The organism is Rhodobacter sp. P1_C2, assembly GCF_056406375.1.
This window is the reverse complement of the sequence record NZ_JBFUAG010000002.1, coordinates 82,881-102,813: the sequence shown is the minus strand read 5'-3', so window position 1 is coordinate 102,813 and position 19,933 is coordinate 82,881. Positions and strand designations below refer to the sequence as shown.

The window sequence follows — 19,933 nt, the reverse complement described above, 5'->3', positions numbered from 1 at the left end:
AAGCGGGAGGGCTTTCATGTCAGAGGCGAAACGGTCGGGGCGGCAGGCGCGGCAGGCGGAGCGGGCGAAGAAGGGGACGGGCCTCGGGCGGCCCTATATCCTGCGCAACATTCCGACCTATGATGTGCTGTCAGAGGAAAACCTTCTGCGGATCGAGGCGGCGGCGGACCGGGTTCTGGCCGAAACCGGGATCGAGTTTCGCGACGACCCCGATGCGCTGGAGATGTGGCGCCGTGCCGGGGCGCGGGTCGAGGGGCTTCTGGTGAAGTTCGAGCCGGGCATGCTGCGCGAGATCCTGCGCTCGGCACCGCCCAAGTTCACCCAGCACGCGCGCAACCCTGAGAAATCGGTCGAGATCGGCGGCAAGTCGGTGGTCTTTGCCCCGGCCTATGGCAGCCCCTTCGTCATGGACCTCGACAAGGGCCGCCGGTTCGGCACGATCGAGGATTTCCGCAACTTCATCAAGCTGGCGCAGAGCTCGCCCAATTTCCACCACTCCGGCGGGACGATCTGCGAGCCGACGGACGTGGCGGTCAACAAGCGCCATCTCGACATGGTCATGGCGCATATGACCCTGTCGGATCGGCCCTTCATGGGATCTGTCACCGCCGAAAGCCGGTCGGAAGACAATATCGAGATGTGCCGCATCCTGTTCGGGGCGGAATTTGTGAACGATCATTGCGTTATCCTCGGCAATGTGAACGTCAATTCGCCTTTGGTCTGGGACGGCACCATGACCAAGTCCTTGCGCGCCTATGCCAGGGCCGGGCAGGCGGCGGTGATCGTGCCCTTCATCCTGGGCGGGGCGATGGGGCCGGTGACCAATGCCGGCGGCATCGTACAGAGCCTGGCCGAGACCATGGCCGGCTGCGCCTTGACCCAGCTGGAGCGCAAGGGCGCGCCGGTGATCTTCGGCAATTTCCTGTCCTCGATGAGCCTGCGTTCCGGTTCGCCCACCTTCGGGACGCCCGAGCCTGCGATCGGCTCGATGGTGATCGGCCAGCTTGCCCGGCGCCTGAACCTGCCGCTGCGCTGTTCGGGGAATTTCACCACCTCGAAACTGCCCGATGCCCAGGCGATGATGGAGGGCACGATGTCGATGCTCGCCGCTGTCCATTGCGGGGCGAATTTCATCCTCCATTCGGCGGGATTCCTCGACGGGCTTCTGAGCATGTCCTACGAGAAGTTCATGCTGGATGCCGACCTCTGCGGCGCGCTGCACACCTATCTGGACGGGATCACCATCGACGACGACCATCTGGCCGTCGATGCCTTTGCCGAGGTCGGCCCGGGCAACCATTTCTTCGGCTGCTCCCACACCATGGCGCATTACGAGACGGCCTTCTGGGACAGCGATCTGTCCGACAACGAGCCGTTTGAGAAATGGGAGGCGGCGGGGTCGACCGATGCCGCGACCCGCGCCAATGCCCTGTGGAAGAAGCGCCTCGCCGAATATGAAGCGCCCGCGATGGACGAGGGCCGGCGCGAGGCGCTGGAGGATTATGTGGCGCGCAAGAAAGCCGCCGCGCCGGATGCCTGGTACTAGGACCGCAACCCGGTTTCCCTGAGCAACCCGCGCCGCTTCGCCTCGTAGTAATAGCCATGGGCGTACCAGTATTCGGCGCGGGACTGGCTGCCGTTGGACACGATCCAGGCGCCACGCAGGTATTTGCCGGCGTATTTGAGGTTGGTCTCGGCATCGAGAAGCCCGCTCGCCGGGCCGCGGTAGCCCATCTGCGCCGCGGTCTGCGGCATGATCTGCAGAAGGCCGTAATAGGGCCCATGCCGGGCGGCGGGGTTATAGCCGCTCTCGCGCCGGATCATCCGGTGGATCAGGCTGGCCGGCATGTCGTAAAGCTGCGCGTATTTCTCGACCAGCCGGTCCATCTCGGGCGTCTCGCCACGGTAGACCTCGGCGGGGCGGTTAGGGCTGGCGCAGGCGGCAAGTGCGGCGAGGCTCAGGCTCAGAAATGCGCGGCGGGGCAGGGGCATCAGCGGTCCTTTCGTTTCGCACCTCTTACCGGGGCGCGGGCGCACAGGCAAAGAGATAGATTTCGCCCCCCGCATCACCGGCGAGGCCCTGCCCAGTGCCGCCCAACTGCCTTTCTGTCACGCAGACGTCATGCGGCTTTGCGATTACTGGGGCAGGGCGCGGATCCGGGGGCTTGCCAGCGGTCAAACGCCATATATAGTCAGACCTGAGCGCGCCGTGGCGCATCTTGTGCCAAGCGCGCGGGCCTACAGAAAAGGGTCTTTGCGGAATGGACGGCGATTTTCGAACCAGCTTCGTGCGCGATCCGGCGACGCTGAAATACTGCCCGGCTTTGGTGCTCAACGCGGACTTTCGTCCGCTGAGCTATTACCCCCTGTCGCTCTGGCCCTGGCAGGAGGCGATCAAGTCTGCCGTGCTCGACCGGGTGACGATCCTGGCCGAATATGACCAGGTCGTGCGAAGCCAGAGGCATGAGTTCAGGCTGCCCTCCGTCGTCGTGCTGAAAGATTTCGTCCAACCCCAAAAGCGCGTGGCCTTCACGCGCTTTAATCTTTTTCTGCGGGACGAGTTCTGCTGCCAGTATTGCGGCGCCAAGGGCGATCTGACCTTCGACCATGTGGTGCCGCGTGCCCGGGGCGGCATCACCAGCTGGGAGAATGTTGTGGCCGCCTGCAGCCCTTGCAACCTGCGCAAGGGCTCCAAGTCCCTGCGCCAGGCCGGGCTGCATCTGAACCGCATCCCGCGCGCGCCCAGCCCCGAGGAGATGCAGGCCCATGGCCGCCGCTTCCCGCCCAACCACCTGCACGAAAGCTGGATGGATTACCTCTATTGGGATGTCGAGCTGGAGGCTTAGGTTAACGCGCCGACACAGTTCCTAAATTCACGTCATAAAACTGTTACAAAACCTTCACATTCCCCGCGCGATGTGAAAAGCCTTCCCGAAACGGGAGCTTTCCATGTCCATCGCCTTGCATGCCGCCACCTTCAACCTGATCGTCGCCCTGTCCTGCGGGGCCCTGATCGGGTCCGAACGGCAGGTGCGCCAGCGGATGGCGGGGCTGCGGACCAATGCTTTGGTGGCGCTTGGGGCGGCGAGTTTCGTCACCTTCTCGCAACTGATGCCCGGCACCGACACCAGCCCGACGCGGGTGGCGGCGCAGGTCGTCTCGGGCATCGGCTTTCTCGGCGCCGGGATCATCTTTCGCGATGGATTCGAGGTGCATGGCCTGAACACCGCCGCCACCTTGTGGTGTTCGGCCGGGGTCGGGCTGATGTCGGGGACCGGGCATTGGGACTTTGCGCTGATGCTGACCGGCCTTGTCGTCTTCATCAACCTCGGCCTCAGGCCCCTGGTCAAGCTCTTGAAGAAATACACCGCCGCCGGCACCCCGGTCTCGCGGGTCTGGGTCGTCTCGCTGACCTGCCGCACCCTGGACGAGGGCGGCATGCGCAGCCTTCTGTTGCGCAGCCTCAGCCTCGGCGGTCTGCGCATCACCGAACTGTCGGGTCAATCCGGTGAGGATACGGTCGAACTGTCCGCCGTGGTCGCGGCAGAGGGCGTGCCCGACCATGTGGTGGAAAGCGCCGTTCAACGGATTGCCGCAGAACCGGGCGTCTCGCGTCTGCGCTGGTCGTCGGGCGAGGAATCCTGACCCTGCGCCGCGGGCGTCCAAGGCTTTCCTTCCCTCTCCCCTGCGGAGTTGCTAGACTTTTGCCATCGGCGGAGGTAGAACCTCGGCGTTAGCGCTAACAGCGCCTCTAGGAAGCGAGGTCTCTTCATGGTTTCCCGTGTCATTCCGGTTGATACATTCGACCTCGTGATATTCGGCGGCACAGGCGATCTTGCCCGCCGCAAGATCTTCCCCGGGCTCTACCGCCGCTTCATGGCCGGGCAGATGAATGCCGACAGCCGGATCATCGGGGCCGCGCGTGCCCAGAACACCGACGAACAGTTCCGCAAGCTGATTCACGATTCGCTCGTCGAATTTGTGCCGAAGGACCGTCAGGACGAGGCGGTGATCGCGGCCTTCCTCGCGCGGATCGACTATATCGCCGTCGATGCGAAAGAGCAGGGCGGCTGGAAGAAGCTGAAGGCCACGATGCGCGAGAATGTCGTGCGCGCCTTCTACTTCTCGGTCGCGCCGGCGCTGTTCGGCGACCTGGCCGAACATCTGCACGCCCATAACATCACCGACGCCTGGAGCCGGGTGGTGGTCGAAAAGCCCTTCGGCCGCGACCTCGCCTCGGCCCGGGCGCTGAACGCGATCCTCGCCAAGTATTTCAACGAGGCGCAGATTTACCGGATCGACCATTACCTCGGCAAGGAAACGGTGCAGAACCTGATGGCGGTCCGCTTCGCCAATATCCTGTTCGAGCCGGTCTGGAAGGCGCAATACATCGACCACGTCCAGATCACCGTGGCCGAGACGGTCGGCGTCGAAGGCCGCGGCGCCTATTACAACACCTCGGGTGCCATGCGCGACATGGTGCAGAACCACATGATGCAGCTCTTGTGCCTCATCGCGATGGAGCCGCCCTATCACTTCGACCCCGACGCGGTGCGCGACGAAAAGGTCAAGGTGATCCGCGCGCTGGAACCGGTGAAGCCTGCGGATATCGTGCGCGGTCAATACCTTGCCGGCAATGGCGAGGGCAGCTACGTCGAACATTCCGAAGACCCGAACTCGACCACCGAAAGTTATATCGCCCTGAAGGTCGGGATCGCCAACTGGCGCTGGAAGGGCACGCCCTTCTATCTGCGCACCGGCAAGCGGCTGCGCGGCCGCTATTCCGAGATTGCGATCACCTTCAAGGAACCGCCGCATTCGATCTTCGACGATGCCAAGGGTTGGAAGGAAAACGTCCTGGTGATCCGCCTTCAGCCGAACGAAGGCATGAACCTGATGGTGATGATCAAGGAACCCGGCCCCGGCGGCATGCGCCTGATGCAGGTGCCCCTGGACATGACCTTTGCCGATGCGCTTGGCGAGGATGCCGAGGATGTGCCGGACGCCTACGAGCGCCTCATCATGGATGTGATCCGCGGCAACCAGACCCTCTTCATGCGCGGTGACGAGGTCGAGGCCGCCTGGGCCTGGACCGACCCGATCATCCAGGGCTGGGAAGGCCGGGGCGACAAGCCGCAGGGCTATGATCCCGGCTCCTCGGGCCCGGAAGATGCGCTGATGCTGCTCCACAAGGACGGCCGCCGCTGGCGCGAGATCAAGGGATGATCCTGCAGACCTACCCCAGCCGCGAGGCCCTGATGGCGGGCCTTGCCGCAACCATCGCCGCAGAGCTGCGCGCGGCCCTGACCCTTGGCCCGGCCACCCTCTCGGTGCCGGGCGGCACCACCCCCGGCCCGGTCTTCGATGCGCTGACCGAAGCCGATCTCGACTGGTCGCGCGTCGCGGTGCTTCTGAACGACGAACGCTGGGTGGGCGAGGATAGTCCCCGGTCCAACACCCGCCTCCTGCGCGAACGCCTGCTGTGCGGCAAGGCTGCGGGCGCGACCCTCGTCCCCCTCTATGCCCCAGCGCCGCAGCCGGAGGACAAGCTCGACGCCCTGTCGCAGGGCATTGCGCCCCATCTGCCGATCTCTGTGCTTCTCCTCGGCATGGGGGCCGACATGCACACCGCCAGCCTCTTCCCCGGCGCCGACAAGCTTGCCGCAGCACTTGCCCCCGATGCGCCGATCCTGATGGCCCTGCGCGCCGAAGCCGCGGGCGAGCCGCGCATCACCCTGACCGCCCCGGTCCTGCAGGCGGCCAAACATGTCCATATCCTGATCACCGGTCCGGAAAAGCGCGCCGCCCTTGCGCGCGCCCAGACCCTGACCCCAACCGAGGCGCCGGTCCGCGCCCTTCTTGACCAAGCCACAGTCCACTGGGCGGAGTAAGCCATGTCTGATCCCTTTGCCAAGCTCAAAGCCCACCATGTCCAGGTGGCCGACCGCAAGATCCTCGACCTTTTCGACACCGACCGCGCCGCCGCCTTCTCGGTGATGGCGGGCGAGATGCTCTTCGACTTCTCCAAGACCAATATCGACGCGGGCGCGCTTGGTCTGCTGCTCGACCTCGCCGAGGCCTCGGGCGTGGCGCGCAAGCGTCAGGCGATGTTCTCGGGCGAGAAGATCAACGAGACCGAGGGCCGCGCCGTGTTGCACACGGCGCTGCGCGCCGGGGATGAGGCGGTGATCAAGGTCGATGGCCAGGACGTGATGCCCGAGGTCCGCGCCACCCGCGCCCGGATGGCGGCATTCGTGCGCGACGTGCGCTCGGGCGCCTTCACGGGCCAGGGCGGCAAGATCACCGATGTGGTCAACATCGGCATCGGCGGCTCGGACCTCGGGCCCGCGATGGCGACGATTGCGCTGTCGCCCTGGGGTGACGGGCCGAAGCTGCATTATGTCTCCAACGTCGACGGCGCCCATATCGCCGACACGCTGAAGGGGCTGAACCCGGAAACCACGCTGGTCATCGTCGCCTCCAAGACCTTCACCACGATCGAGACGATGACCAATGCCGACACCGCCAAGCGCTGGATGGCGGCCAAGGTCGCCAACCCCGCGGCCCAGTTCTGCGCGGTGTCCACGGCGGCCGAGAAGACCTCGGCCTATGGCATTGATCCGGCACGGGTTTTCGGATTCGAGGATTGGGTCGGCGGGCGCTATTCGATGTGGGGGCCGATCGGTCTTGGTATCATGCTGTCGATCGGGCCGGAGGCTTTCGACGAATTCCTCGCCGGCGGCCGGGCGATGGACCAGCATTTCCTGACCAAGCCCTTCGCGCAGAACATGCCGGTGCTTCTGGCCCTCGTCGGCATCTGGCACAACCAGATCTGCGGCTACGCCACCCGCGCCGTCCTGCCCTATGACCAGCGCCTGTCGCGCCTGCCCGCCTATCTGCAACAGCTGGAGATGGAGAGCAACGGCAAGCGCGTCTCGATGGATGGCGCCGATCTGCCCTATAACTCCGGCCCGGTGGTCTGGGGCGAGCCCGGCACCAATGGCCAGCACGCCTTCTACCAGCTGATCCACCAGGGCACCCGCGTCATTCCCTGCGAGTTCCTCGTGGCGCGTCAGGGCCATGAGCCCGACCTTGCGCACCAGCACCTCCTCCTCGTCTCGAACTGCCTCGCGCAATCCGAGGCGCTGCTGAAGGGCCGCTCCCTGGCCGAAGCCACCGCCATCATGGCGAAGAAAGGCCTGACCGGGGCCGAGCTTGACCGCCAGGCCCGCCACCGCGTCTTCCCCGGCAACCGCCCGACGACAACGCTGGCCTATCCGCAGCTGACCCCCTTCACGCTCGGCCAGATCATCGCACTTTACGAACACCGGGTCTTCGTCGAGGGCGTCATCCTCGGCATCAATTCCTATGACCAATGGGGCGTCGAGCTTGGCAAGGAACTCGCCCTCGCCCTGCAACCGATCCTCGAAGGCCGCGAAGGCACCGCGTCCAAGGACGGCTCCACCGCCGCCCTTGTGGCCTATCTGAAAGCCTGAAGCATTTTCATCGGTCCAAAAATATCCCACGGGGGTGCGGGGGTGTGAAACCCCCGGTTAGGCCGGCTAAGGTCACCCCGCTGCCTCATTTGCCCCCGAAGGCTGGGGGGCCCGGGGGGAGGCGCGCCTCCCCCCGGCCCTTTTTTACTTCAGCGCCGCCGTAACGATGACTTCGACAAGGTAATCCTTGGTCGCAAGCTTGGCCTCGCCGGTGGCGCGCGCCGGGGTATTGCCTGCCGGAACCCATTGATCCCAGACCGCATTCATCTCGCCGAAGGTCGCCATGTCGGCCAGCCAGATCTGGGTCGACAGGATGCGGGTCTTGTCGGTGCCGGCTTCCGCGAGAATGCGGTCGACTTCGGCCAGGCAGGTCCGGGTCTGATCCGCGACAGACTCGCCCGGCTTGCCGACCTGGCCTGCGACCCAGACGATGCCATTGTAGCAGACCGCCTCGGACATGCGGGCGCCGACGCCGATCCGTTTGATATCCTTGTTCATCTTCGTCTCCTCAGGTTGACTGAGGCTTGCTACCGCATCGAAGCTGAATTGGAAAGTGGAGCGGGTGAAGGGAATCGAACCCTCGTATTCAGCTTGGGAAGCTGCTGCTCTGCCATTGAGCTACACCCGCATGGGGGGAGAGGTAATTGAGACGCGGCGGCGCGTCAAGACGGGAATGACCTTTGGGGCGCGATGGGGTGCGCGGCGGAAGGTGGCGGTCGGGCATGAAAAAAGGTCCCTGGACTCGCCCAGGGACCCTGCTCTGACAGACCGCCGTTGGGGACAGACATCGGCCTGTCAGAGGGTCGCAATCTGCGGCGGCAAAATCCGCCGCATGCCGCAAACTTCGCACTGGAATCTTCGCACTGTAATCTTCGCACTGGCCGCCCCTGTCGCCGACAGGCTTTGGCGACAGGTTCGGGCCAGGCACTCGTTACATCACATTCTGGGTAAGCCAGAGACTTGTTACATTACAAACTGGTCAACCCAGGCACTCGCTACGGGGAGGGGCAGTTACTTGTACTAAAGGTCACTCGTCACGAACCAAGGTCACTCGTTACCCTCCAGGCCCTTACATCTTGGGCAGGAGAACCGTGTCGACGACGTGGATCACGCCGTTCGATTGCTTGACGTCGGCGATGGTCACGGTGGCGACATCGCCCTGTTCGTCCTTCAGCATGATCTTGCCGCCCTTGGAGGTGGCCTCCAGCATGCAGCCGCCGACGGTCTTGATCATGTGCTTGCCGCCATCGGCCTTGATCATCGACTTGACGGTGTCGGCCATCGCATCGGCCGCCACGACGTGGCAGGTCAGGATCTTGACCAGCGTGTCATGGTTTTCCGGCTTCAGCAGGGTTTCCACGGTGCCGGCGGGCAGCTTGGCGAAGGCTTCGTTGGTCGGGGCGAAGACGGTGAAGGGGCCTTTGCCTTCCAGCGTTTCGACCAGGCCCGCGGCCTTCACAGCGGCGACGAGCGTGGTGTGGTCTTTCGAGTTCACCGCGTTTTCGACGATGTTCTTGGTCTCCAGCATCGGCGCACCGCCGACCATCGGGTTGGCGGCCAGCGCCACGCCAGCGGTCAGGGCAGCACAGGACACGGCGAGCGACAGGACGATTTTCTTGGCGAAATGGGTCATGGTGGTCTCCCTCAGTCGTCTTGGAGACAGGTCCATTCCTGTCTCTCTGCTGAAGGAACGGAAGCGGGAGGGGAGAAGTTTCACCGGCCTGCAAAAAATTCGCGATTTTTCGGGAAAGTTTTTTGGCGGCAGTAAAGTGGGTTCGAAAACAAAGGTTTGGGCAGAAGGGACCCCGGGGTGAAAAAGCGAAGGCGGCCCCGCAGGACCGCCTTGCGCGACAGGTGCGAGGAGGGGTCAGGCCTTGATCAGCGCGCCCTTGGCGACGATCGGCCCGGTGGGCTTGCCGGTGGGCGAGCCGCCCGGCGGTTCCAGCGTCACGGCCAGCAGGGCGCCGGCGCTGGCGCCCGGAAGCGAGATCACCTCGACCCCTTCCGGGATCACGCCGAGCGAGACCGGCGGGTCGTTGCCCGCGATGATCCAGAGCTCGTGGCTGTGGGCCGCATCGGCCGGCGCCCCGGCCACGCGGGTGATGGTCAGCCGGCCCTCGGTGATCGAGGCGGAGAATTGCAGGGTACCCTGATCGGCGGTGATCGTCGCGGTCAGTTCGGGGCGCGGCGGGGTCAGGGCGAGGTAGGCCACCAGCGCCACCGAGGCCACGGCCACACCGCCCCAAAGCCGCAGGTCGGCCCACCAGCTGCGCTTGGGCGCCTGCGGGAAGAGCCGGGCCTCGATCTTCGGCAAGAGGTTCTCGGGCAGGGGAACCGGGGCGAAATCCGCGTTCAGCCCGGACAGACGCTCTTCCCAGGCAGAGACGCGGGCGGCGAAGGCGGGATCGCGCAGCCGGGCCTCGGCGGCGCTGCGCTCGGCCAGATCCAGCGTGCCCAGCACATATTCGCCGGCCAGGAAATCGTCATCTTCTTCGGGGGTGGGCGGGAAGGGGGTCATGTGTCCATGCACTCCCGCAGTTTTTGCAGACTGCGCCGCAGCCAGGTCCGCATCGTGTTCAGCGGCACGTCAAAGCGTGTCGCAAGGTCGATATAGGATTTCCCGTCCAGATAGGCGCCGCGCAGGGCCTGGGCGCGGTCGGGCTCCAGCGTGTCGAAGCAATCGGTGATGCGCCGCGCCTCGCCCTGGGCCATCATCCGGCTTTCGGCGCGGGGGGCGGGGTCGGCCGCCGCCTCCATCGCCAGATCGTCCGAGACATGGTCGGGCCGCGCGCGCAGACGGTCGATCGCATGGTTGCGCGACAGGGCGATCAGCCAGGTCATGCCACGGCCCTTGGTCGCATCATAGCGCCCGGCCCTGAGCCATACTCTGGTGAAAACCTCCTGCAACGCATCCTCCGCTTCGGCCCTTGTGCCTAGCATACGGATCAGCACGCCCATAAGTTTCGATCCGGCCTCGGAATAAAGCTGACGAAAGGCCGCACGGTCCTGCGCGGCCACATTCTGAAGCAAGTCTGCAATCGGATCGTCACTCATGGCGCCACTATCGGGGAAAGTTTCCCGTTAGGGAAGCGGTTACCGCGAGGGGACAACAGCGAAATCACCGGGCGCGGCGGTTTAGCGCCGCCGCCTGCGCCCGCCTTCGGTGCCCTGGCCATTGGTGTTGAAGCTGACCTCGGGCAGGGGGGCCAGATGCGGGAAGAGGTCCACCGCATTGGGGATCGCCGAGGCATTGACGAAATGCTCCTGAAAGCGCGGTTCGATGGCGGTTTCGACCTTGTGGATGTCATGCACCACGGATTCGATCGTGTCGCGGGCGGCGCGGTTGCAGAGCGCGATCCGCGCCCCGGTCCCCGCCGCATTGCCGGCCGAGATCACATGGTCCAGCGCCACATCGGGGATCATGCCAAGGGTCATCGCGTGCTTGGGCGAGATATGGGCGCCGAAGGCCCCGGCGAGGACGACACGCTCCACCGTCTCCACCCCCATCGTGTCCATCAGAAGCTTGGCCCCGGCATAGAGCGCGGCCTTTGCCAGCTGGATGGCGCGGATGTCGCCTTGCGTCACCAGAATCCGCGGCCCGCCCTCGGCCGTGCCATCGTGAAGGACATAGGAATGCGTGCGCCCCTCGGGCACCGAACGGGCCGTGCCGGTCTGGTCCGGCCCGCCGATCAGGCCACCGGCATCGACGAGGCCCGCCATCCGCATCTCGGCCACCACCTCGATGATGCCCGAACCGCAGATGCCGCTGATCCCGATGCCGGAAATCGCCTCGGCAAAGCCCGGATCATCGGACCAGAGGTCCGATCCGATGACACGGAAGCGCGGTTCCTTGGTCACGGGGTCGATCTCGACCCTTTCGATGGCGCCCGGTGCGGCGCGCTGGCCGGAGGAGATCTGCGCCCCCTCGAACGCCGGGCCGGTGGGGGAGGAGCAGGCGAGGACCCGGCTTTCATTGCCAAGCAGAAGTTCGGCATTGGTGCCGACATCGACGATCAGCACCATGTCCTTGGACTTGTTGGGTTCCTCGGCCAAAGCCACGGCGGCGGCATCGGCGCCGACATGGCCTGCGATGCAGGGAAGGACATAGACCCGGGCGGTGCGGTTGACCGCCGAAAGGTCCAGCTCCTTGGCCTCGAAGCTCAGCGAGCCAGAGGTGGCCAGCGCGAAGGGCGCCTGGCCCAGCTCCACCGGGTCGATGCCGAGGAGGAGGTGGTGCATCACCGGGTTGCAAACGAAGACCAGTTCGTAAATGGAGGCGGCCTCGACCTTGGCCTCGGTCGCGATCTCTTGCGCCAGGGTGTTGATCGCGGCGCGGACGGCGGCGGTCATCTCGACATCGCCGCCGGGGTTCATCATCGCATAGGAGACGCGGCTCATCAGATCCTCGCCGAAGCGGATCTGCGGGTTCATCACCCCGGCCGAGGCCAGAACCTTGCCATCGGTCAGATCGCAAAGATGGGCGGCGATGGTGGTCGAACCAAGGTCGATGGCGAGGCCGAGGAGCGGGCCTTCGTGGAAGCCGGGCCAGATATCCAGCATGTGATAGGCGTCGTCATGGTTGCCCTTGTTGAGCGCCACCGTGATCTTCCATTCGCCCTTGCGGAGTGCCGGCTGCAGGCGGCGCAGCAGGCTGAGGTCGGCCTTGACCCCCTCGATCTGCCACTGGTCCTTCAGCGCGCGCTGGACGCGTTCGAAATCGCCGGTCGGTTCGTGCATGTCGGGCTCATCGACGGCGATGAAGTAAAGCCGCGTCGCCGGGTCCATCACCATCACGCGGTCAGAGGCGCTCTTGCGGATCACCTGCTTGTGGACCTGCGATTCCGGCGGCACATCGACGATGACATCGCCCATCACCTTGGCCTGGCAGCCCAGACGCCGCCCGTCGATCATGCCGCGGATCCGCTTGTAGCGCGCCTCGACCTCGTTCCATTCCGACAGGGCGTCTTCGGCGACCGTGACGCCGAATTTCGGAAACTCGCCATAGCCGGGCTGGATCTGGCACTTGGAGCAGATGCCGCGCCCGCCGCAGACCGAATCGAGGTCGACACCAAGCTGGCGCGCGGCGCTCAGGATCGGCGTGCCGAGCGCAAAGCGGCCACGCTTGCCCGAGGGGGTGAAGATCACCAGGGCGTCGGTCTGGGTGGCATCTTGCATGGCAGTCTCCTGAAGCTTGCAGGCTTTTTAGGCCGGATCGGCGCCGGGGCAAGGGCTGAATGCGTCAGGAAGGGGTCAGGCTGCGGCATAAGGGGACGGGAGGGCGCTCGGCGGACCCGGCTGGGGGGACTGCGCGTCCCCCCAGACCCCCTGCGGGTGGAAGGGGGCCAGGCGGGAGGGAGGCGCTCGGCGGACCCGGCTGGGGGGACTGCGCGTCCCCCCAGACCCCCCGCGGGCGAAAGGGTGGTCAGCGGTGCGGATAGGCAGAGGGATGCAGCAGGGGGCGGTAGCCGGCGCTGAGGGCGGCGACGCTGGGCGCGGGGGTCATCAGCTCGACCGGGCCGCTGGGGCGCGGGAGCGGCGGCAGGTAGCCGTCGGGCGTGAAGGGAAAGGCGGCATCGCCGAGGATCAGCTGGGGCCCGGCCTGCAGGATGAAGCTGCCATCGGGCAGGCTTTCGGCCGGGGCGATGTGGCGTTGCTGCTGGCGGTCGCTGGTCAGGCGGGCGGCGTGGAGATGGGCGTCCATCTCGGGCGCATTGGTGCCGGGCAGGCCGGCCTGGGTCCAGGCGGCGCGGAAGGCCTTGTAGGCGGGGCGGCGGCAGGTGGCGCAGGGGCGGTGGCCGGCGGCAAGGGCCACGGCCTCATCCAGGAAGAACAGCTCGGTCCAGCTGCGTCCCGACATCGGCACCCGGCGGACCTCTTTCCAGTGCAGGGCGCAGCAGATCCAGGCTTTCGAGGTCCAGCGGTGACGCAGCACCTGCATCCCGTCATGCAGGATGCCGCGGTTGCCGGTCAGCGTGCCGCGGGCGGGCAGGGCGACGATGGCCTGATCGGGCAGGACACGGTTCTGCAGCGGCGCCCGGCTTCTCACAGGAAGGCCCTCACCACCTCGGCCACCATCATCACATCCGCGCGGGTGCAGTCGAACTGGCCGACCTGGACGCGGATCAGGAAGCGGCCCTGGTGGCGGGTTTGCGTCAGGTAGATGCGGCCATCGTCGTTGATCCGGGTGAAGAGCGCCTCGGTTGCGGCATCGGTGTCCAGCGCAAAGGTGAAGAGCGAGAGGCTGGGGCCGGTCACCACCGTCACCCCCGGCAGATCGGCCAAGGCGCGCGCCAGCTCTGCCGACCAGAGGACGTGATGGCGGATGCGGGTGCGCAGACCCTCCAGCCCATAGGCGCGCAGGGTGAACCAGAGTTTCAGCGCCCGGAAGCGGCGGCCGAGCGGCACGGTCCATTCGTTGAAATTCACCACCTCCTCGCGCCCGGCGGTCTGCAGGAAGCTCGGGCGCAGGCCGAGGGTGCGGATCTGCGCTCCGGGGTCGCGCAGGAACTGCACGGCGCAGTCGAACTGGGCGCCGAGCCATTTGTGCGGGTTGAAGACAATGGAATCCGCCGCCTCGACCCCCTCCCAGAGGCTGCGAAACTCGGGGCAGATCATCGCCGAGCCGGCCCAGGCGGCATCGACATGCACCGGCAGGCCATGCGCCTTCGCCACGGCGATGCAGGCGCCGATCCGGTCGAAGGCGCCGACCGAGGTGCCACCGGCGCAGAGCACCACGCCGGCGGGCAGATGGCCTGCGGCGAGGTCGGCGGAGATCGCGGCGTCGAGCGCCTGCGGGTCCATCGACAGCCGGGAATCGGTCGGCACCTTGACCAGGTTCGACTGGCCGATCCCGGCGACGCGGACTGCCTTGTCGATCGAGGAATGCGTCTCGGCGCTGGCATAGATCCGCAGGCGCCTCTGGCCCGCCAGCCCCTCGGTCAGGCCCTGCCAGTCCAGCGCCTGTTCGCGCATGGTCAGCACGGCAGAGAGGGTGGCGGTGGTGGCGCTGTCGTGGATCGTGCCGGTGAAGCCCTCGGGCAGGCCCAGCGCCTGGCGCAGCCAGTCGATCATCACCTCTTCGACCTCGGTCACGGCGGGCGAGGTCTGCCAGAGCATGCCCTGGGCTGCGATGGCATTGGCCAATTGCTCGGCCAGCATCGAGGCGGGTGAGGCATTGGCCGGGAAATAGGCGAAGAAGCGCGGGTGCTGCCAATGGGTCAGGCCGGGCGGCACGATGCGGTCGAAATCGGCGAAGATCGCCTCCATCGGCTCGGCAGCCTCGGGCGGGGTGGCGGGCAGCTGGCGGGCGATGGCGCCGGGGGTGAGGGGGGCGCGCACCGGGCGGTCGCGCAGGCCCGCGTGGTAGCCATGCGCCCAGTCGGCGGCCTTCTTTGACCAGTCGCGCAGATCGTCATGGTTCATCGTTATCCTCCCGCTCAGGCCCCGCCGATCAAGGCAGAAGCGCCCGGATTTGGCAAGCAATGCGCCTTGGGGCGCCGCCGGGGCAGTGGCCCATGTCCTTGCGGCGAGACGGCGGCGCGGCGCCCGGCTTTTCCGGCGAAGGCGGCGGCAAAGCGGCGTTTGGGCCGGGATTGACCCCGATCTGGAACCAAAGACCGCAAGAAGGGATCAATCCGCCGAAAATGCGCCGCAATCCTGTGGGACCAAGGCCGCGATCCGTGCAACATGGCGTGCGGAATGTTCTGTGGAGTGAAATCATGTCAATCTCGCGTCGTCTGTTCCTGCTCTCGGCCCTGTCCCTGCCCCTGGCCGCTTGCGGCGGGACCTATGCCACCTCTTTCCCGGCGCAGCTTTCGCCCGATGTGACGCGGGCCTGGCGGGTCGTCGGGGTGCAGGTCGATGTGCCGCAGAGCCTGACCGTGTCGGAGGAGAAGACGCTCTTGCCGCGGGCCGATATCGTCTGGCGCGAGGATGATCCCAAGGGCGACCGCCATGCCCAGGTGGCGCTGATCATGCAGACCGCGATTGCGGCTGGCGCGCGCGGCCTGCACGGGCCCTTCCCGGTGGTGCTGCAGGCCACGGTCAGCCGTTTCCACGCCCTGTCCTTCGAGGCGGAAACCCGGCTGTCGGATGCCGGGGTGCACAACATCCAGTTCGACATCCAGGTCGTCGATGCCCGCAGCCATCAGGTCCTGTCGGGGCCGGTGCATATCCAGGCCGACCTGCCGGCCTGGTCGGGCCAGCAGATGAAGGATGCCCGGGCGCGGGGGGTGACCCAGAAGTCGATGATCACCCAGCATGTCGCCGCCACCGTGGCCGCCTGGCTCGGCATCGGGCCGGATGACCGGGGCACCTTCACCCGTCTCGGCGACTGATCCGGCCCACCCTGCGCCGGTCGCAAGTTTCCCCTTGGTTTGGCCGCCTTCTTTCGTTAGAAGGCGGCGCATGACGGGCAAGAGCATCATCATTCTGTGCTGCATTACCGACTGACTTTCGTCAGGCGGCTCCGTCCTTTCGTCACTCCGAACGAAGCCGGTTCCGCCCGCGGGGGGAATTGGTGGGCATTTTGGGGCGTTTGGAGGGACCATGACGACGATCCGGCTGCATAACACGGCGACGCGCGCGAAAGAGGATTTCGCGCCGATTGATCCCATGAATGTGCGGATCTATGTCTGCGGACCGACGGTCTATGACCGCGCCCATATCGGCAATGCGCGGCCCGTCGTGGTCTTCGACGTGCTGTTCCGGCTGCTCCGCCATGTCTATCGCGCGGGCCATGTCACCTATGTGCGCAATTTCACCGATGTGGACGACAAGATCAACGCGACCGCCCAGGCCCGCAAGGCCGCAGGCGACCCGCGCGATCTGGAGGCCTTGATCCACGAGCGCACCGACGAGACGATCGGCTGGTATCACGCCGATATGGATGCCCTGGGCGCGCTGCGCCCCTCGATGGAGCCGCGCGCCACCGATTTCATCGGCCAGATGATCGCGATGATCGAAGGGCTGATCGCCTCGGGCCATGCTTACGAGAAGCAGGGCCATGTGCTGTTCCGGGTGCGCTCCTACAAGGATTACGGCGCTTTGTCGGGCCGCTCGGTCGATGACATGATCGCAGGCGCACGGGTGGAAGTGGCGCCCTTCAAGGAGGACCCGATGGATTTCGTCCTCTGGAAGCCGTCGGACGCCGATCTGCCCGGTTGGGAAAGCCCCTGGGGCCGCGGGCGGCCGGGCTGGCATATCGAATGCTCGGCCATGAGCCATGAACTTCTGGGCGCGGCCTTCGACATCCACGGCGGCGGCCTCGATCTGCAATTCCCCCATCATGAGAACGAGATCGCCCAGAGCCGCTGCGCCCATCCCGAGGCGGGCTTTGCGCGGGTCTGGATGCACAACGAGATGCTGCAGGTCGAGGGGCGGAAGATGTCCAAGAGCTTGGGCAACTTCTTCACCGTGCGCGATTTGCTGGACAAGGGCGTGCCGGGCGAGGTGATCCGGATGGTCTTCCTCGGCACCCATTACGGCAAGCCGATGGACTGGACGGCGGAGAAGGCTGCGCAGGCCGAGGCCACCTTGCGCAAGTGGCGTGGCCTCGTCGCGGGCATCGAGCCCGCGCCAAGCCCGCTGCCGGGGGTGATTTCTGCGCTGGCGGACGATCTGAACACGGCCGGGGCCCTGGCCGAGATGCATGCGGCGGCGGGGCGGGGCGATTTCGCGGGGCTTCTCGCCTCGGGGCATCTCTTGGGGCTTTTGACGGAAGAGATGGGGGCCTGGGTGGGGGCGGTGGATCTTTCCGCGCTTGCCGGGAAGCTCGCGGATCTGCGGGCCGCGGCAATGGCGGCCAAGGATTTCTCGGCCGTCGATGCGATGAAGGCCGCGCTGGTGGCGGCGGGGGTGGAAGTGCGGATGTCGAAGGCCGGGGTGGAATTGTTGCCCGGCGCGGGTTTTGATGCGGCCAAGCTGGAGGCGCTGAAGTGAACGATTTTTCTGCGAAAAATCAGGGGGCTGCCTGCCCCCTTCGCGCTGCGCGCGACCCCCGGGGATATTTGAACCAGTGTGAAAGGGTGAAGAAATGAAAGAGCGGCTTTACCTCTTTGACACCACGCTGCGCGATGGGCAGCAGACGCAGGGCGTGCAGTTTTCCACCAATGAAAAGCGCCAGATCGCGGTGGCGCTGGATGCTTTGGGGGTGGATTACATCGAGGGTGGCTGGCCGGGGGCCAATCCGACCGACAGCGAGTTCTTCGCCAGCCCGCCGCGCACGCGGGCCACGATGACGGCCTTCGGGATGACCAAGCGCGTCGGACGCTCGGCCGAGAATGACGATGTGCTGGCGCTGGTCCTGAATGCGCAGACGCCGGCGGTATGCCTCGTCGGCAAGACGCATGAGTTTCATGTCACCACCGCCCTCGGCGTGACGCTGGAGGAGAACCGCCAGGCGATTGCCGAGAGCTTTGCCCATGTCGTGGGGCAGGGCCGCGAGGCGCTGTTCGATGCCGAGCATTTCTTTGACGGCTACAAGGCGAACCCGGCCTATGCGCTGTCCTGTCTGCGGGCGGCCTGGGAAGCCGGGGCGCGCTGGCTGGTCTTGTGCGACACCAATGGCGGTACCTTGCCCTCGGAAGTCTTCCGCATCGTGAAGGAGGTGGTGGCTGCTGCGGGCATCCCGGGCGATCGGCTTGGCATCCATTGCCATGACGACACCGGCCATGCCGTGGCCAATTCGTTGGCGGCGGTGGAGGCCGGCGTGCGGCAGATCCAGGGCACGCTGAACGGCCTGGGCGAGCGCTGCGGCAATGCGAACCTCACCACGCTGATCCCGACGCTCTTGCTGAAGGATCCCTATGCCAGCCAGTTCGACACCGGCGTTTCCCCCGAGGCCTTGACCGGGCTGCTCCGCGACAGCCGGATGCTGGACGATATCCTGAACCGGGTTCCCCTGCGCCAGGCGCCCTATGTCGGGGCCTCGGCCTTTGCGCATAAGGCGGGGCTGCATGCCTCGGCGATCCTGAAGAACCCTTCGACTTACGAGCATGTCGACCCCTCGGTCGTGGGCAACGCCCGGGTCATCCCGATGAGCAACCAGGCCGGGCAGAGCAACCTGCGTGCCCGGCTGGCCGCCATCGGCATCTCGATCGCGGCGGGGGATGCGCGGCTGTCGCAGATCCTCGATGCGGTCAAGGAGCGCGAGGATCAGGGCTATGCCTATGACGGGGCGCAAGCCTCGTTCGAACTCTTGGCGCGGCGGGCGCTTGGGCTTTGTCCGACCTTTTTCGAGGTGCTGCGCTACCGCGTGACGGTGGAGCGGCGCAAATCCTCCTCCGGCCGGACGACGACCCTGTCGGAGGCGGTGGTGGTGGTGAAGATCGGCGATCAGATGATGATGTCGGTCAGCGACAGCGCCGATGAGACGGGGCAGGATCATGGCCCGGTCAACGCCCTGTCCAAGGCCTTGGCCAAGGATCTTGGCCCCTATCAGGCGGTGATCGACGATCTGCATCTGGTCGATTTCAAGGTCCGCATCACCCAGGGCGGCACCGAGGCCGTGACCCGCGTCATCATCGACAGCGAGGATTCCTCGGGCCAGCGCTGGAGCACGGTCGGCGTCTCGGCCAACATAGTCGACGCGAGTTTCGAGGCGCTGCTGGATGCGGTGACCTGGAAGCTGATCCGCGATGTCGGTCTGGGGCAGGTGGCATGAGCCTCGACGCCTGCGCCGCGCTGGTTCAGCGCGGCGACCCTGACCGCTTTGCCGCCGTCATGGCCGCGCCCATCTCTGCACGGGCGCGGCTCTGGCCGCTTTACGCCTTCAACCTCGAGGTGGCGCGGGCCCCCTGGGTCACCCAGCAACCGCTGATCGCCGAGATGCGGCTGCAGTTTTGGCGCGATATTCTGGCGGCCAAAGCCCCCCGCGCGCATGAGGTGGCCGGGCCGCTCTTCGACCTTGCCAGCCAGACGCCGGGCCTTGCCGCCCTGCTCGACCGGGTGATCGAGGCGCGGCGGCACGACATCACCCGCGAGCCCTTCGCCTCGGACAGCGCCTTTGACGCCTATATCGAGGAGACCTCGGCGACGCTGTTCTGGGCCGCCGGTCTGACCCTTGGCGCGGCACCCGAGGCCGAGACGGCCTTTCGCGCGCTTGGCTGGGCCGCGGGTCTGGCGAATTACCTGCGGGCGGTGCCGGCCCTGACCGCGCGCAACCTGCGCCCCCTGGTCGATCCCGACCCCAAGGCGATCCGCATTCTGGCCGCCGAGGGGTTGAACCACCTGACCATCGCGCGCAACCAGCGCGGGCTGTTCGGGCGCGCCGCCCCGGCGGCCCTTGCGGGCTGGCAGGCCGGGCCGCTGCTGCGTCAGGCCTATGACAACCCGACCCGAGTGGCCGAGGGCAAGCTCGCCCTGTCGGAGTTCTCCCGCCGCGGTGGCCTGCTCTGGATGGCCGCGACAGGGCGGTTCTGAGAGCGCCCCGAAGCGCG

Annotated in this window: 18 protein-coding genes and 1 tRNA gene; 10 read left to right on the top strand and 9 right to left on the bottom strand. The window is 66.2% G+C overall.

What is annotated here, in order from left to right; all coding sequences use genetic code 11:
• The first annotated feature begins 16 nt into the window (after positions 1-16).
• Positions 17-1,546 carry a trimethylamine methyltransferase family protein gene (locus AC1DZT_RS03285; protein ID WP_478005172.1) on the top strand — a complete coding sequence of 510 codons (1,530 nt, stop codon included), beginning with the start codon at positions 17-19 and terminating at the stop codon, positions 1,544-1,546.
• On the opposite strand, the gene AC1DZT_RS03280 is transcribed toward AC1DZT_RS03285, so the two are convergent.
• A complete protein-coding gene (locus tag AC1DZT_RS03280) occupies positions 1,543-1,992 on the bottom strand; it encodes a transglycosylase SLT domain-containing protein (RefSeq protein ID WP_478005171.1) in 450 nt (149 codons plus the stop codon). The genes AC1DZT_RS03285 and AC1DZT_RS03280 overlap by 4 nt on opposite strands.
• 269 nt (positions 1,993-2,261) lie before the next feature.
• Between AC1DZT_RS03280 and AC1DZT_RS03275 the strand changes: the two genes are divergently transcribed.
• From AC1DZT_RS03275 to pgi, 5 genes are all read left to right on the top strand, one after another.
• Positions 2,262-2,846 (top strand): HNH endonuclease, encoded by a 585-nt coding sequence (locus AC1DZT_RS03275; RefSeq protein WP_478005170.1) that lies wholly within the window; start codon positions 2,262-2,264, stop codon positions 2,844-2,846.
• Positions 2,847-2,949: 103 nt separating this feature from the next.
• Positions 2,950-3,645 (top strand): MgtC/SapB family protein, encoded by a 696-nt coding sequence (locus AC1DZT_RS03270; RefSeq protein WP_478005169.1) that lies wholly within the window; start codon positions 2,950-2,952, stop codon positions 3,643-3,645.
• Between the two features lie 126 nt (positions 3,646-3,771).
• A complete protein-coding gene (zwf, locus tag AC1DZT_RS03265; protein WP_478005168.1) occupies positions 3,772-5,226 on the top strand; it encodes a glucose-6-phosphate dehydrogenase in 1,455 nt (484 codons plus the stop codon).
• Positions 5,223-5,891, top strand: a complete 669-nt coding sequence (gene pgl, locus AC1DZT_RS03260) for a 6-phosphogluconolactonase (RefSeq protein WP_478005167.1) — start codon at positions 5,223-5,225, stop codon at positions 5,889-5,891. The genes zwf and pgl overlap by 4 nt, the downstream gene beginning before the upstream one ends.
• A gap of 3 nt (positions 5,892-5,894) precedes the next feature.
• Positions 5,895-7,496 (top strand): glucose-6-phosphate isomerase, encoded by a 1,602-nt coding sequence (gene pgi / locus AC1DZT_RS03255; protein ID WP_478005166.1) that lies wholly within the window; start codon positions 5,895-5,897, stop codon positions 7,494-7,496.
• A 144-nt stretch (positions 7,497-7,640) separates the two neighbouring features.
• Here the strand turns inward: pgi and AC1DZT_RS03250 are convergent, their stop codons facing one another.
• From AC1DZT_RS03250 to AC1DZT_RS03215, 8 genes are all read right to left on the bottom strand, one after another.
• Positions 7,641-7,994, bottom strand: coding sequence for a RidA family protein (locus tag AC1DZT_RS03250; RefSeq protein WP_478005165.1), 354 nt, complete (start codon positions 7,992-7,994; stop codon positions 7,641-7,643).
• A gap of 56 nt (positions 7,995-8,050) precedes the next feature.
• Positions 8,051-8,124: transfer RNA gene (locus AC1DZT_RS03245), tRNA-Gly, on the bottom strand.
• Between the two features lie 441 nt (positions 8,125-8,565).
• Positions 8,566-9,129, bottom strand: a complete 564-nt coding sequence (locus tag AC1DZT_RS03240) for a fasciclin domain-containing protein (protein ID WP_478005164.1) — start codon at positions 9,127-9,129, stop codon at positions 8,566-8,568.
• 234 nt (positions 9,130-9,363) lie between these two features.
• On the bottom strand, positions 9,364-10,014 hold the full coding sequence (locus AC1DZT_RS03235; RefSeq protein WP_478005163.1) for an anti-sigma factor: 651 nt from the start codon (positions 10,012-10,014) through the stop codon (positions 9,364-9,366).
• Positions 10,011-10,550 carry a sigma-70 family RNA polymerase sigma factor gene (locus tag AC1DZT_RS03230; RefSeq protein WP_478005162.1) on the bottom strand — a complete coding sequence of 180 codons (540 nt, stop codon included), beginning with the start codon at positions 10,548-10,550 and terminating at the stop codon, positions 10,011-10,013. The genes AC1DZT_RS03235 and AC1DZT_RS03230 overlap by 4 nt, the downstream gene beginning before the upstream one ends.
• Positions 10,551-10,631: 81 nt before the next feature.
• Positions 10,632-12,671, bottom strand: a complete 2,040-nt coding sequence (locus AC1DZT_RS03225; protein ID WP_478005161.1) for an ASKHA domain-containing protein — start codon at positions 12,669-12,671, stop codon at positions 10,632-10,634.
• A gap of 247 nt (positions 12,672-12,918) precedes the next feature.
• Complete coding sequence (locus AC1DZT_RS03220) at positions 12,919-13,542, bottom strand: hypothetical protein (RefSeq protein WP_478005160.1); 624 nt, start codon at positions 13,540-13,542, stop codon at positions 12,919-12,921.
• Positions 13,539-14,918: a pyridoxal phosphate-dependent decarboxylase family protein gene (locus AC1DZT_RS03215; RefSeq protein WP_478005159.1), complete on the bottom strand. Its 1,380-nt coding sequence runs from the start codon at positions 14,916-14,918 to the stop codon at positions 13,539-13,541. The genes AC1DZT_RS03220 and AC1DZT_RS03215 overlap by 4 nt, the downstream gene beginning before the upstream one ends.
• 296 nt (positions 14,919-15,214) lie before the next feature.
• Between AC1DZT_RS03215 and AC1DZT_RS03210 the strand changes: the two genes are divergently transcribed.
• The 4 genes from AC1DZT_RS03210 (at position 15,215) to AC1DZT_RS03195 (ending at position 19,916) form a co-directional block, all read left to right on the top strand.
• Positions 15,215-15,832, top strand: coding sequence for a DUF6778 family protein (locus AC1DZT_RS03210; protein ID WP_478005158.1), 618 nt, complete (start codon positions 15,215-15,217; stop codon positions 15,830-15,832).
• A gap of 211 nt (positions 15,833-16,043) precedes the next feature.
• Positions 16,044-17,435 (top strand): cysteine--tRNA ligase, encoded by a 1,392-nt coding sequence (cysS, locus tag AC1DZT_RS03205; protein ID WP_478005157.1) that lies wholly within the window; start codon positions 16,044-16,046, stop codon positions 17,433-17,435.
• 94 nt (positions 17,436-17,529) lie between these two features.
• Positions 17,530-19,158, top strand: coding sequence for a citramalate synthase (gene cimA, locus AC1DZT_RS03200; protein WP_478005156.1), 1,629 nt, complete (start codon positions 17,530-17,532; stop codon positions 19,156-19,158).
• On the top strand, positions 19,155-19,916 hold the full coding sequence (locus tag AC1DZT_RS03195) for a squalene/phytoene synthase family protein (protein WP_478005155.1): 762 nt from the start codon (positions 19,155-19,157) through the stop codon (positions 19,914-19,916). The genes cimA and AC1DZT_RS03195 overlap by 4 nt, the downstream gene beginning before the upstream one ends.
• Positions 19,917-19,933: the final 17 nt, after the last annotated feature.